Annotated in this window: 10 protein-coding genes and 2 tRNA genes; 9 read left to right on the top strand and 3 right to left on the bottom strand. The window is 37.5% G+C overall.

Translation table 11 applies throughout. From position 1 onward, the window contains the following. Positions 1–62: 62 nt before the first annotated feature. A complete protein-coding gene (locus AC4IFE_RS06335) occupies positions 63–1,286 on the bottom strand; it encodes a 3'-5' exonuclease (RefSeq protein ID WP_490755698.1) in 1,224 nt (407 codons plus the stop codon). Between the two features lie 156 nt (positions 1,287–1,442). Beyond that, positions 1,443–2,969, bottom strand: a complete 1,527-nt coding sequence (locus tag AC4IFE_RS06330; protein ID WP_490755697.1) for a helicase HerA-like domain-containing protein — start codon at positions 2,967–2,969, stop codon at positions 1,443–1,445. 366 nt (positions 2,970–3,335) lie between these two features. Here AC4IFE_RS06330 and AC4IFE_RS06325 point away from each other — a divergent pair, with 366 nt between their 5' ends. The 3 genes from AC4IFE_RS06325 to AC4IFE_RS06315 all read left to right on the top strand — a co-directional run bounded on the left by AC4IFE_RS06325 (position 3,336) and on the right by AC4IFE_RS06315 (position 5,486). Continuing rightward, on the top strand, positions 3,336–4,745 hold the full coding sequence (locus AC4IFE_RS06325) for an MBL fold metallo-hydrolase (protein WP_490755695.1): 1,410 nt from the start codon (positions 3,336–3,338) through the stop codon (positions 4,743–4,745). 1 nt (position 4,746) lies between these two features. Further along, positions 4,747–5,124, top strand: a complete 378-nt coding sequence (locus tag AC4IFE_RS06320) for a rhodanese-like domain-containing protein (protein ID WP_490755693.1) — start codon at positions 4,747–4,749, stop codon at positions 5,122–5,124. Positions 5,125–5,186: 62 nt separating this feature from the next. Further along, positions 5,187–5,486 carry a thioredoxin family protein gene (locus AC4IFE_RS06315; RefSeq protein WP_034701246.1) on the top strand — a complete coding sequence of 100 codons (300 nt, stop codon included), beginning with the start codon at positions 5,187–5,189 and terminating at the stop codon, positions 5,484–5,486. A 78-nt stretch (positions 5,487–5,564) separates the two neighbouring features. Here the strand turns inward: AC4IFE_RS06315 and AC4IFE_RS06310 are convergent, their stop codons facing one another. Further along, a complete protein-coding gene (locus tag AC4IFE_RS06310; RefSeq protein WP_490755692.1) occupies positions 5,565–6,317 on the bottom strand; it encodes a nitrilase family protein in 753 nt (250 codons plus the stop codon). A gap of 99 nt (positions 6,318–6,416) precedes the next feature. Between AC4IFE_RS06310 and AC4IFE_RS06305 the strand changes: the two genes are divergently transcribed. From AC4IFE_RS06305 to AC4IFE_RS06280, 6 genes are all read left to right on the top strand, one after another. Further along, positions 6,417–6,857: a DUF6646 family protein gene (locus AC4IFE_RS06305; RefSeq protein WP_490755690.1), complete on the top strand. Its 441-nt coding sequence runs from the start codon at positions 6,417–6,419 to the stop codon at positions 6,855–6,857. Positions 6,858–6,960: 103 nt separating this feature from the next. Beyond that, on the top strand, positions 6,961–8,442 hold the full coding sequence (gene rseP / locus AC4IFE_RS06300; protein WP_490755688.1) for an RIP metalloprotease RseP: 1,482 nt from the start codon (positions 6,961–6,963) through the stop codon (positions 8,440–8,442). A gap of 81 nt (positions 8,443–8,523) precedes the next feature. Further along, positions 8,524–8,600: transfer RNA gene (locus AC4IFE_RS06295), tRNA-Asn, on the top strand. 118 nt (positions 8,601–8,718) lie between these two features. Further along, positions 8,719–11,880: a S41 family peptidase gene (locus AC4IFE_RS06290; protein ID WP_490755687.1), complete on the top strand. Its 3,162-nt coding sequence runs from the start codon at positions 8,719–8,721 to the stop codon at positions 11,878–11,880. Between the two features lie 151 nt (positions 11,881–12,031). Continuing rightward, positions 12,032–12,751: an AAA family ATPase gene (locus AC4IFE_RS06285; RefSeq protein ID WP_490755685.1), complete on the top strand. Its 720-nt coding sequence runs from the start codon at positions 12,032–12,034 to the stop codon at positions 12,749–12,751. 136 nt (positions 12,752–12,887) lie between these two features. Then, positions 12,888–12,961 (top strand) — tRNA-Asn (locus tag AC4IFE_RS06280). The last annotated feature ends 977 nt before the right edge of the window (positions 12,962–13,938 follow it).

Here is a 13,938-nt window from a genome sequence, read left to right as displayed (position 1 = left end):
TCAAGAAAATTCGTTTGAGAAGCATTTTTCCTGACAAAAACTGTAAAGTTTGAATTTTTCTATTATTTTGGTAATGGCAACGTCTCAAAATCACCACGAAGCAGGGCAAGCTGGAGGTCATTATGGAGATCTGCAGAAGATAGGGGCAGATCAATTTTCAGCTTTGAAAGCTTACTGAGAGTCTGTATCTGCGTAAACAGTTCATAAAAGCCATACGAAACCACCTTTCCGTTTTCAATAATCAGAAACAGTTTTTCACCCAATTTTCTTCCCTGACCGAGCCACAGCTCATTTCTTTTTCTGAAGTCTATCTTTTTGAGGAAAACACTGACATCGTTAAATTCTTCCTGCAAACCAATAAACTGAACCGCTTTTGTTCCCTGGGTAAATGATCTGAATTTCAGGATGGGCCTTTCTGTTTTATTCAGCTTGTTTTTTTCAACAATGTACTTATTATTCCTAAAGTAAAGTCCGAACGGACATACTTCTCTTTTTTTGATATTTTTGGAATTAAGGATCAGCTTTGCAATAATATCTGTTCCTGTAAGCTCATAATTGATCTGTTCAACATCTTTCTGAACCTGTTCCCACTTTTTAGACTTGGAATTGAAAACTTTTTTAGAAAACTTATTGATATCCTGGACGTAATCTGATAAAATGATTTTTCCGGCTTCGTTCTGGAAATAGACAAAGCCTTTTTCATTAGGCAGATCCTGGGTCAGAACTTTGATCTTATTAATATACGTTTTTGCATTGGTCTCGTCATGCTGCTTCTGGATGATCTCATTTTCAGTATCTTTTGATATTAAAAGCTTGAACAGCTCCAGTGTTGCCCTTGCATCTCCTTCAGCCCTGTGGTGGTTTGTCAGTGGAATCCCAAGCGATTTCACGAGCTTACCCAATGAGTAACTGACTTCATCCGGGATCATTTTTTTCGCCAAAGGAATGGTGTCTAAAGTATTGGTCTGAAAATCATAACCAAGTCTTTTGAAAGACTGGCGCAGCATTCTGTAATCAAAATCAATATTATGGCCTACCAAGGTTGTATTTTGAGTAATCTCAATGATTCTTTTAGCTATTTCATGGAACTTTGGAGCCGTTTTCACCATTTTAGGTGTAATATTTGTCAGTTTCTGTACGAAAGGGGTAATATCGCTTTCGGGATTGACAAGAGATATAAACTGGTCAGTAATCTTCTGGCCATCATACCTGTAGATGGCTATATCTATAATGCATTCATGTCTATAACCTGCACCATTACTTTCTATATCTATAATCGAATACATTGAATTGTAGTTATACTGCTATTTTTAAATTAAAAAATTTACCTGTAAAGGTAATCCTGCTAAAATAACAAAAAATATGTCAAAAAAGCACACCGTGCCCTGATACTGCATAAGCTGATGTGCTTTTCATAGCAGATTAGTTTATAAAATTAATTACTATCTTCTTCTCCCGCCAAGTCCGAACATCCCCAGAAGAGCTTTTGCTCCTTCCCTCATTAAAGTGCTGGTAAAAGTCCTTCCGGCCTTACTTTGCAGCACCTGTTCAAACATTCCCGGCTCTTCTTTCACCGGTTTTGTCTTTTGGGCCAGCGTGGGGTTTTGTGCTGCCTGCTCCATTCTGCTGGTTAAAATTTCATAAGCAGATTCTTTATCCACAGGCTGTTCATATTTAGCGACCAAAGAAGAATTTCCGGTCAGCTCTGAAATTTCAGCGTCATTCAGAACATCCATTCTTGATTCCGGAGAAATCAGGTAGGTATGAACAAGCGGTGTCGGGATTCCTTTTTCATCCAAAGCGGTTACAAAAGCCTCTCCGATTCCAAGATTCTGAATCAGATTTGAGGCATTGTAAAATTCTGTGGTCGGGTAATTTTCGACAGCTTTGGTAATTTCTTTTTTATCTTTTGCGGTAAACCCTCTCAGGGCATGCTGGATTTTAAGCCCAAGCTGTGACAGAATATTTTCCGGAACATCGCCTGGAATCTGCGTAATAAAATAGATACCAACCCCTTTTGAACGGATCAGTTTTACCATCGTTTCGATCTGTGAAAGCAAAGTTTTTGAAGATTCGTCAAAAATCAGGTGAGCTTCATCTATGAAAAGAACAAGTTTAGGTTTTCCGCTGTCTCCTTCCTCAGGAAAAGTCATATAAATTTCGGCAAAAAGTGAAAGCATAAAGGTGGAAAACAACTGTGGCTTATTCTGAATTTCCGCCACCCTTAAAATATTCACTACACCTTTTCCATCTCTGGTTTCAAGAAGGTCATGAACATCAAAGCTTAATTCGCCGAAAAAATCAGCTGCGCCCTGCTGCTCCAGTGCAACAATAGATCTCAGGATAGTTCCCAAAGAAGCCGGGGCAATGGATCCGTAATTTGCAGCCAGTTCAGCTTTTCCCTGGGCATTATCCGTAACATACTGCAGAACTTTTTTTAAGTCATTCAGATCGATTAGCGGAAGACCTTTATCATCGCAGTATTTGAATACAATTGACATAATACTCTGCTGAGTATCATTAAGTTCAAGGATCTTACTTAATAAAATTGGGCCAAATTCTGTAACAGTAGCTCTTAATTTAACTCCTTTTCCTCCTGAGATGCTCATCAGCTCTACCGGAAAGGCCTGCGGATTATAAGGAAGCTGTGTTTTGGCATATCTCTCCTCAATCACAGGATTCATTTGGCCGGCTTCGGCTATTCCTGAAAAATCCCCTTTAATATCCAAAACCAGGGAAGGAATCCCTGCATGGGAAAGCTGTTCTGCAAATACCTGCAGCGTTTTCGTTTTACCTGTTCCTGTTGCTCCCGCAATAAGACCGTGGCGGTTGATGGTTTTCAAAGGAATTGTAACATTCACTTCCGGTATTACTTCTCCGTTCAGCATTCCTTTTCCCAATATAATGTGTTCTCCTTTCGGAGTATATTTTGCATTTAGTTCTTCAATAAATTGTGTTTTATCTGCCATCTGATCTTTTTTTAACTTATAAATATAAAATTTTTTATAAAATATCCGGTCATTAAAATAATTAATACAAATAATATTAACGATATATATGGTAGTTTCTTTTTAGCCCTCGTTTATAAACTTCATCAATTTGATCAAAAAAATAGCTGTAGATAATAGCATTACATAAATATTTCCATTTTTTAAACATGATAAAAAACAGCCCGTCAAATAGCGATTCTTCACTTCGGGCTTTTCATTTGAAAACAAAGGGTTTTATATCTGCCAGCCTATGAATATTGAAAGAAACTATCGCCTGGATTTAACAATTCATTCACATTTCATCTAATACTTCGTATCTTTATCTAAAATTTAAAAAAGATCCCAATGAAAATTGAACAAATATATACGGGCTGTCTGGCTCAGGGTGCCTATTATATTGTATCAGAAAATGAAGCTGTGATTATTGATCCGCTGAGAGAGGTTAAACCTTATCTGGATCGCCTTGATAAAGATAATGTAACCTTAAAATATATTTTCGAGACCCATTTCCACGCTGATTTTGTTTCAGGACATTTGGATCTAAGTAAAAAAACAGGAGCTCCTATTGTATATGGACCTACTGCCCAACCGGCATTTGAGGCTATTATTGCGGAAGACAACCAAATCTTTGAGATCGGGAAAATAAAAATAAAAGCACTGCATACCCCCGGTCATACAATGGAGAGTACAACCTATCTTCTAATTGACGAAAACGGAACCGAAACTGCTATTTTTACTGGAGATACTTTGTTTTTAGGCGATGTCGGGAGACCCGACCTGGCGCAAAAAGCTACTAATCTTACCCAGGAAGATCTTGCAGGAATTCTTTATGACAGCCTTCAGACTAAAATTTTACCATTGGACGACAGCATTACGGTCTATCCCGCACACGGAGCAGGCTCAGCATGTGGAAAGAATATGCAGAAGGAAACGGTAGATATTTTAGGAAATCAGAAAAAGACCAATTACGCATTGAATCAGCCGGATAAGGAATCTTTTATCAGAGAAGTTCTTGATGGTCTTACCGCTCCTCCGAAGTACTTCGGTATGAATGTCGCCATGAATAAAGGCGGCTATGAAAGCCTTGATATTGTAATGAACAAAGGCCTGAGTCCTCTTACTGCAGAAGATTTTGAAGCACTGGCAGAAGAGAGCGGAGCTTTGATTTTAGACACGAGAAGCCCGGCGGAATTCCATAAGGGATTTATTCCGAATTCCATCAACATAGGTCTAAAAGGAGATTTTGCTCCTTGGGTAGGAAATATGATTGTTGATGTAAAACATCCAATTCTGCTTGTAAGCGATGAAGGAACTGAAGAGGAAGTCATCACAAGGTTAAGCAGGGTAGGTTTTGATAATGTTTTAGGATACCTGGAAGGAAGCTTCAATACCTGGAAAAATGCAGGTAAAGAAACTGATGAGGTTAAAAGAATTTCTCCTGCAGAATTTGCAGAACAGTTCACTGAAAACGCCAAAGTTATTGACGTAAGAAAATTAAGTGAGTATTCTGCTGAACATGTTGATAATGCATTTAATAAGCCGTTGGATACGATCAGTGACTGGGTAACTACGATTGATGATTCTGAACATTTCTTCCTTCACTGTGCCGGCGGATACAGAAGCATGATTGCAGCCAGCGTACTTAACTCACACGGAATCAGGAATTTTACTGAAATAGAAGGCGGCTTTAACGGCATCAAAAAAACAGAAAAATTGCCTACAACAGATTTTGTGTGTCAATCAAAAACATTGTAAGATGATCAAAGGAAAGATTGCCGGATACTTCATTGCTATTATTTTAACGTTAACAGCCTGCAAAACAACAAGTACAAGCCTCATCCAAAAGGCTGACATCAAAGAAGTGGTCAACAGCTCAGATGTCACTTTGGTTGATGTAAGAATTCCTGAGCAGTATGAAGCAGGAACTGCAAAAGGCGCGGTCAATATTCCATTAGCTGAAATACAAAATAACATTGGTTCGCTTAAAGGCAAGAAAGTTGTTGTTTTCTGCAATAAAGGAATTCAGGCTGACCAGGCTATGGAAATATTAAAGAAAAATGGTGTGGAAGCTTACGACGGCACCAGCCTGCAAAATATAAAAGCAATCCAGGACCAGAAACAGCACGGAAAATAAAATATTGTACCATTAAGATTTATTTCCAGAATCCTAATGGCTTTAAATAAAAAACCAAAACTATGTCACAAAAGTTTCAAGAAATCATTAATTCGGAAAGGCCTGTACTTATTGACTTTTTTGCCACATGGTGCCAGCCATGCAAGGTACAGTCATCAGTGTTGAATACCGTAAAGGAAAATATAGGTGAAGGAGCAAGAATCATCAAAGTAGATGTAGACCAATATCCTGCTTTAGCCGCTCAATATGGTGTACGTGGGGTCCCGACTCTGGCAGTCTTCAAGAACGGAGAACTTTTATGGAAAGAAAGCGGTGTACACGATGTAAATACACTCACCGAACTGCTTAAACAATATTCTTAAACTGTTTAGGCTGAGGCTAAGATTAAGGTGGTAGAACATTTTCTGATCTCAGTCTTAATCTTAGCCTTATTCTCATACCTATAAATCTATTGAAAAACGATCTCTGTCATTCAAAAACTGAAAATGCTGTCTGAAATCTTTTAGCTCATCCATATCCAGTTCTGCGGAGACTATATTTCCTGTTTTTTGTGAAATCTCTTTTCCATCTGCAAAAAAGCAATGGGAGCTTTCCTGATAAAAAAGATTATTCCCATCTGTTCCAATTCTATTTAAGCCAAAAACAAAAGCCAGGTTTTCGATCGCTCTGGCCTTTAACAGATGCTCCCATGCTCCTACCCTCTTTTCAGGCCAATTGGCAACATACAAAATGACATCATAATCATCATTATTCCTTGCAAAAACAGGAAAACGAAGATCATAGCAGACCTGCAGCAAGATCCGGAATCCCTTATAATTTACAATAGCTCTTTTATTTCCAGGTGTATACACTTTATCTTCTCCCGAAAAAGAAAACAGGTGTCTTTTATCATAAAAAACTGTCTCTGAGCCGGGCTGAACGAAATACATTCTGTTATAAAACTTCCCGTCCTGCTCTACCGGAGCACTCCCGCAAACAGCTGCATTTTTTTCTTTTGAGAGCTTTTTCAGAAACTCCAGAGACTCTTCATTTTTATCCGAAACTTCGGCAGCATCCATACAGAAGCCGGTAGAGAACATTTCAGGAAGCAGGAAAATATCTGCTTCAATGCTTTTAAGCTGTTCTTCGATGGATTGGAAATTCTTTTCTTTGTTTTTCCAGACAATATCTAAATTAAGTCCTGCAATTTTCATAAACTTTGTTAAAAAACTTCAATAAAAATACGATTTTCCGTTGATTTCGGTTCTATTTTTGATGAGGATATTTCCATTATCAATTTAAAAAGTAAAATTATGAAGAAATTGTTTTTGGTGCTGATGATCGCTTTTTTCGGAACGATAGCCAATGCACAGGCATACACGGGTAAGGGCGACCAAAAAGTTCAGGCTGGATTAAGTGCCTGGGGATACGGAACCGGAATTACAGGAACCTATGATTATGGATTGAATAAGCTTATATCTGTAGGTGCCGGACTGAATGTTTATTTTGATAATTATAAAGATCATGATAAAGACAACCGTGTTTTTGCCTTCGGAAGATTGAATTTCCATCTTAATGAAGCCCTTGATTTACCTGCAAAATGGGACATTTATCCCGGTGTTGACATTGGTGTTCTTGGGAAGGATTTCGGGATCGGTGCCCATATTGGAGCCCGCTACTTCTTTACCGAGAAAGTGGGCGTTTTTGCAGAAGTAGGCAACAACGGCAGCATCGGTGTTTCTTTCAACCTGTAGAATTCACGAAATATATGACAAAGCTTCTCATTTAGAGGGGCTTTTTTATTTGGCATAGTTTTGATAATTGTTACCTTTGCAAATTAAAATCTAAAATTTATTAATGGAATTAGCAATCAAGATTTTCCAGTTCATACTAAGTATTTCTATTTTAGTGGTTCTTCATGAGCTTGGACACTTTTTACCGGCAAAATGGTTTAAGACCAGAGCTGAGAAATTCTTCCTGTTTTTCGATCCATGGTTTTCTATCTTTTCAATGAAGAAGATCAACGGAAAATGGCAGTATAAATTTCTTTCTAAAAACCTTCCGGACACAGAAACTATCGTAGTAGACGGAAAAGAGACAGAAGTTCCTATCGATATATCAAAACTTTCAGACAACGACTGGAGAAAGCATCCTGAGCAGACGAAATATGGAATCGGATGGCTTCCTTTCGGTGGCTATGTGAAAATTGCAGGGATGATTGATGAAAGCATGGATAAGGAGCAGATGAAAAAGCCTGCACAACCATGGGAATTCAGATCCAAACCGGCATGGCAGAGACTGATCATCATGCTGGGTGGGGTTACTGTTAACTTTTTCCTTGCCTGGATCATTTTTGGGAGTCTTTCATACTTCAATGGAGAAACTTCTTTTGATACCACGAAAGTAGGAACCCCAATGCATTATACCAATATTGCAAAAGCAATGGGCTTTGAAGATGGCGACAAAATCTTAAAGGTAGACGGAAAGGTTCAGAATAACCTGGATAAGCTGTCTTTGGATATTTTATTAAGTGATCAGATAACGGTTTTAAGAAGAGGAAAAGAGGTTACCTTCAACACCAACGATGACGGGAAAGCACTTGCTTTTAAAGATGAAAACCCAAAAGCATTCCTGACTCCAAGATATGCACCTGTAATTGACACGATTGTGAATCCTAAAACTGCTGAAGCAGGATTAAAAGTAGGTGACCAGGTAGTTTCAGTAAATGGCCAGAAGATCAATTATTATGATGAACTTCAGGGTGTTGTTATAAAAAATGCCGGAAAGGCAATTCATATGGAAGTATTAAGAGCCGGTGCAGTACAGCCATTAAATCTTGAAGTTTCCAAGGAAGGAACTTTAGGAATAGCTTCTTACAAGCAGCTTGAAAAATTCGCCAACACACAGCATTTCACTGTTGTACAGTCTATCGGAAGAGGATTTACAAGAAGTATTGAAAGTTTAACGTATCAGGTGAAGCAGTTTAAACTGGTCTTCAACAAAAAAGTTCAGGGTTATAAGAAAGTAGGCGGTCCATTGGCGATCATCAAAAATATGCCGGTACAGAAATCTAAAGACGGAGGTGTCTCTATTAACTGGAGCTTATTCTGGAGTTTTACAGCTATGTTTTCTGTTTGGCTGGCATTCCTGAACCTGATTCCTATTCCGGGACTTGATGGAGGACACGTTTTATTTACTTTGTGGGAGATGATTACGGGGAAACCTGTGCCTCAGAAAGTATTGGAAAATGCACAGATGATCGGGGTTATCTTCCTGTTAGGATTGATGTTACTGATCTTCGGAAGTGATATCTTTAAAGCACTTACGGGCAGTTTATAATTTTTTTGAATTTTTTCATAAAAAATATTTGTACGGTATAAATATTCGTCCTATATTTGCACCACTTAAAACAAAGGATATTCCTCCTTAGCTCAGTTGGTTAGAGCATCTGACTGTTAATCAGAGGGTCGCTGGTTCGAGCCCAGCAGGAGGAGCCAATAAGGACAAACACTTACATTAATTTGTAGGTGTTTTTTTTTGCTTTAAACTTTTCGGATCTGACAAATCAATTATATATTAGCAATAAATTAATAAGGCATAATATCAAATTTATTCATGAAGAAAATCTTTATTTCATTATTAACAGCTTTTTCTCTCATTCAGATCTCAGCACAGGAAAAGTCTTATTTCCTATCAAGCCCTTCACTGAGTCCCGATGGAAAAACGGCCTATTTTGCTTATGGCGGAGATATCTGGAAAGTAGACTCCAATGGTGGAAATGCATCGAGAATCACAGCTTTAGACGGAGAAGAAATTAATCCGCGTATTTCTCCTGATGGAAAATGGCTGGCATTCAGCTCCAATCAGTATGGCAATTATGATGTCTACGTAATGCCTGTTGAAGGTGGAACGATTAAACAGCTTACCTTCCACACCGGAAAAGATGAAATAGAAAGCTGGGGATGGGACAGCAAAACTCTTTATTTTACCTCAAACAGGAATAATAATTTTGGAAGTTTTAAAACGACCATTGAAGGGAAAACCCCACAAAAGCTTTTTAACAATTACTTTAATAACACCAGCGGGATCGCCGAAACTCCGGCAGGAGAATATCTTTTCACCAGCTCTTCAGAGGCCGTGAACCAGACACACCGTAAACGCTATAAAGGAGAAAACAATCCTGATATTTTAGGATACAGTCCACAGAACAATTCTTTCAGACAATACACGAATTATGAAGGAAAAGATTTTAACCCAAGCGTAGACAAAAATGGCAGTGTTTATTTTATTTCCGATGAGAATAATAATGAATACAACCTTTACCAAATTGAAAATGGTAAAAAAATACCGCTGACCCAGTTTGATACCTCTATTAAAAAACCTTTTGTTTCAGCAAACGGAGCCAAAGTCATATTTGAAAAAGACTACCAGCTCTATATTTACGACACAGCTGCAAAAAGTACAAAAGCTCTGGATATCAGCCTCAATACGAATAAGATATTGGAAAAAGAGCAAAATTTCAGTGTAGAAAACAACATTTCTTATTACGATGTTTCCCCGGATGGTAAAAAGATAGCTTTTGTAAGCCGTGGTGTTCTGTTTGTTTCGGATATCGAAGGGAAATTCACACAGCAGATTTCCGATGGAAAAGAGCGTGTAATGGAAGTAAAATGGCTGAAAGACAATCGTACGTTACTTTTTAACCAAACCGACAAAGGCTACCAAAACTGGTTCAGCATTGCTGCAGACGGAAAAGACCAGGCTAAACAGCTAACTCATGATTTGCGTAACAACCGCAACATAACCCTTAATAATGACCTTTCAAAAGCGGTTTATTTAAGCGGTCGTGATGAGGTAAGAATAATGGATCTCAAAAGCTTCAGCTCTACAAGTATTGTAAAAGATGAGATCTGGGCTTTCCAAAATTCAAAACCTTCTTTTTCGCCTAATAACGAATATGTATTATTCTCAGCAAAAAGAAATTTCGAACTGGATATTTTCATTTACAACATCAAAAAAAACCAAACCATAAACCTCACCAATACCGGTGTTTCGGAGGAAGATCCTTTCTGGTCTCCCAATGGTAAATATATTTATTTCAGCAGCGACAGAACCAATCCGTCTTACCCTTTAGGTATGCAAAAATCCAATATTTACAGGATGGCCCTGGACTGGTTTGATGAACCTTATAAGTCTGAAAAATTCGACAAGCTTTTTATTGAAGAAAAAAAATCTCCTGAAACACCAAAAAAGACGAAAGAGAAGAAAGACGAAAGCAAAGAGAAAAAGGAAGAGAAAGAACCTGTTATCAAGGAACTAAAAGTGAATCCGGAAGACACCCTGGAAAGAATCGAATTGGTTACCGACAGATATGGATATCAGGATGATCCTACAGTTTTTGCAGATGACAAGAAAGAGATTTTATTATTTAATTCCAATCAGGATAACGGAAAAAAGCAGTTATTCAAAAAGGTTTTTACTGATTTCGAACCTGCAAAATCTGAGAAAGTATTCGATAAGGAGGCGTCACAAATCACCAAAATTGAAAAAAATATTTTTGCATTAATAGAAGGCAATATTTATAAAATGACACTGGATGCATTGAAGCCAGAAAAAATTAACATTCAGTATGCTTTTGACAAAGATCTGGCATCCGAATTCACTCAAATGTACAATGAAGCCTGGACAGGTGTTGAAGAAAACTTCTATGATGAGAATTTTCACGGAATTAACTGGAAAGCAAAAAAGGAACAGTATGCAAAATATCTTCCGTATGTAAATAACAGAAATGATCTGCGCATTTTATTAAATGATCTTTTGGGCGAGCTTAATTCTTCCCACACCGGATTTTCTTCAACCGGTAAGGAAGAAACCAGATACCTGAACTACTTTACAAACGAAACCGGAATTGTATTTAAAGCAGACCAGCCTTATATTGTAGAAAGCGTTGTACGGAAGTCTCCTGCATTCCGTTCTGGTGTTGATGTACAACCCGGAGATCAGCTGGTTGCCGTAAACGGAAAAAAAACAGACCCTCTTGAAAACCGTGAAGCCTATTTCACAAGTCCTAAAAAGCAGGATGAGCTTATTCTCACTTTCAGCCGTAGCGGAAAAAATGTAACAACAAAAGTACACCCTATTTCAAATACCGATTTAAAAGGATTGCTTTATGATGATTGGATATTCAACAACCGCCAGCGCGTCAATAAGCTCAGCAATAATCGCATTGCTTATTCATACATGAAAAACATGTCAACTGATGAACTGGACCGCTTTCTTCTGGATATGGTAGAACAGGAAAACAAAAAAGATGCTGTTATTCTCGACCTCCGATATAACACCGGCGGAAATGTTCATGATAAAGTCCTGAATTTCCTTGCTCAAAAACCTTATCTGCAATGGAAATACCGTGAAGGAAAAATGACTACGCAGCCCAACTTTGCCCCTGCCGGAAAACCTATCGTTCTGCTGATTAACGAAGCCTCCCTAAGCGATGCTGAAATGACCGCAGCCGGCTTTAAAGCCCTGAAACTAGGGAAAATCATTGGTCAGGATACCTATCGCTGGATTATCTTCACTTCAGGAAAAAGCCTTGTGGACGGTTCTTTTTACAGGCTCCCTTCATGGGGTACCTATACCCTTGACGGGCAGAATCTTGAAAAAACAGGCGTGAAGCCAGATATTTACGTTAAAAATTCCTTTATGGACCGACAGCAGGATAATGATCCCCAACTGGAACGGGCTGTTCAGGAAATATTAAAAGACTTAAAGAAATAACGCCACAATACTGCCTTTCGGGCTTAGCAAGACATTTAACCGTCCAAGATCACTGATACGAGCAGAGAAGCAAAAGACCCATATTGCTATGGGTCTTTTTTATTTTGCATACCTTTGGACGGAAGTCACAATATGTAATATAACAACCCTAATGCCTTACCTATCCCGGATTTACTTAAAAGACAATCATCCGGAAGATTTTCCTTTCAATCTTCCTTTTCTGAGCAATGGTTTAGATTTAAAGCTCAAAAGCAATGTTACTTTTTTCGTTGGAGAAAATGGCATCGGTAAGTCTACATTACTGGAAGCCATTGCAGAAAAGTGCGATTTCAATGTATCCGGAGGCAGCAGAAATCACAATTATAATTTTCACAAAACCGAGTCCGAACTGTCCGAATACCTCACACTGTCATGGAAAACCAAAACCGGGCAGGGATTTTTCATGAGGGCTGAGAGCTTTTTCAACTTTGCCACCTACATAGATGAAGTTGCTGAAGAAGACAGAAGCGTCCTGAATGCCTATGGAGGAAAATCCTTACATCAGCAATCCCACGGCGAAGCTTTTCTCTCCTTGTTTCACAATCATTTCCAGAATGGCCTTTATATTCTCGATGAGCCGGAATCCGCACTTTCTCCACAAAGACAATTGTCATTATTGTCCGTTATTCACAAATTGGAAAAAGCAGGAAAGGCCCAGTTCATTATTTCCAGCCATTCTCCGATCCTGATGAGCTATCCCGGTGCAGAAATTTATTTATTGGATGATAAAATTCAACAGGTCAGTTATAGAGAAACAGAGCATTATCAGCTGACAAAGAATTTTTTAGAATCTCCCGAACTCTATTTCCGGCATTTATTTGAGGATGATTAAAGTTAATCTTAAAATCTTCTGAAATATTTCTTACTGAAATTCAACATTTTTAGTCAAAAATAGCCGTTAATCGGGGATAAAATTTGCCTGATATTAATATTCCTTTTATATTTGCAGCACCTTAAACAAGGAAAATTCCTCCTTAGCTCAGTTGGTTAGAGCATCTGACTGTTAATCAGAGGGTCGCTGGTTCGAGCCCAGCAGGAGGAGCTAACAAAGACTTACAAAAATGTAGGTCTTTTTTTATGCCCTGATTTATACTCTTAATTCATCAGAAAATTCCAACCTCTCCACAAATACTATAATCAGGTATTTATTAACAATTTTCACAGAATAATAAAAATGTTAGTTATACCTTCTGTTTCTAAACATTAACCGAAAAATATACTATTATTACATTTTGCAGAAAAGTATACTAATTATTAATAAACCATTGAATATCAGACAAATAAAACTGTTAGTAATTTGTGGAAAAAATACCAATAAACTATTAGCATATTATGGAGAATACTTTGTAAGCCTATTAAAAATATGTGAATAACTTATTGAGAACGCATTGATAACTTATTAAACCAGATTAATAAGTTGATAAATTGTGGAAAAAATGTTAATTGAGAATGTCAGAATATTCATTTTATCAATATTTGCTTTTAGATATAGCATTTTAACAGCTTTTGCTTCAGATTAAATTCAATATTACCAGACCATTAATTATTATAATCTTTTACTGTTATTTTCATTACATTTGTAGTTTTGTGAATTTTCGTAGAAAACGTTAAAAAAATGATCTTTTTTAAATAAACAGCACGCTTTTTGTTTGTGCAAATTGCTTGAAGAAACAAATGATGTTAAATAACAACTCTAAATATTATAATCTATTCTTTCTGTTTTTTATATCCTGCCTGGCATATGCCCAAAACACAGCAAACGGAAGAATTGTAGATGCAAAGACTAATAAAGAAATTTCCGGTGTCGACGTCTTTATTAATGACAATACTGAGCCTTTTCTAAAAACTTCAGCGGGAAGCTTTAGCATTCAATCTGACAGTATTATTTATAAACTAAAATTTTCGAAAAAAAGTTATTCTACTGAAAATGTTACCGTTACTCCTGAAAATGCTGCCAATATTTTTGTACAGCTTTCACAGGAAAAAGTAAGCAGCATCGGTGAAATTGTCATTCACAAC

Source organism: Chryseobacterium sp. UF-81, from assembly GCF_058245105.1.
The sequence above is the reverse complement of the archived record's forward strand: the minus strand, read 5'-3'. Positions and strand labels throughout refer to the sequence as shown.

Excerpts from the sequence above, each read along its gene's own strand:
- AC4IFE_RS06335 (WP_490755698.1), bottom strand. The coding sequence starts at position 1,286 with ATGTATTCGATTATAGATATAGAAAGTAATGGTGCAGGTTATAGACAT.
- AC4IFE_RS06330 (WP_490755697.1), bottom strand. The coding sequence starts at position 2,969 with ATGGCAGATAAAACACAATTTATTGAAGAACTAAATGCAAAATATACT.
- AC4IFE_RS06325 (WP_490755695.1), top strand. The coding sequence starts at position 3,336 with ATGAAAATTGAACAAATATATACGGGCTGTCTGGCTCAGGGTGCCTAT.
- AC4IFE_RS06320 (WP_490755693.1), top strand. The coding sequence starts at position 4,747 with ATGATCAAAGGAAAGATTGCCGGATACTTCATTGCTATTATTTTAACG.
- AC4IFE_RS06315 (WP_034701246.1), top strand. The coding sequence starts at position 5,187 with ATGTCACAAAAGTTTCAAGAAATCATTAATTCGGAAAGGCCTGTACTT.
- AC4IFE_RS06310 (WP_490755692.1), bottom strand. The coding sequence starts at position 6,317 with ATGAAAATTGCAGGACTTAATTTAGATATTGTCTGGAAAAACAAAGAA.
- AC4IFE_RS06305 (WP_490755690.1), top strand. The coding sequence starts at position 6,417 with ATGAAGAAATTGTTTTTGGTGCTGATGATCGCTTTTTTCGGAACGATA.
- rseP (WP_490755688.1), top strand. The coding sequence starts at position 6,961 with ATGGAATTAGCAATCAAGATTTTCCAGTTCATACTAAGTATTTCTATT.
- AC4IFE_RS06290 (WP_490755687.1), top strand. The coding sequence starts at position 8,719 with ATGAAGAAAATCTTTATTTCATTATTAACAGCTTTTTCTCTCATTCAG.
- AC4IFE_RS06285 (WP_490755685.1), top strand. The coding sequence starts at position 12,032 with ATGCCTTACCTATCCCGGATTTACTTAAAAGACAATCATCCGGAAGAT.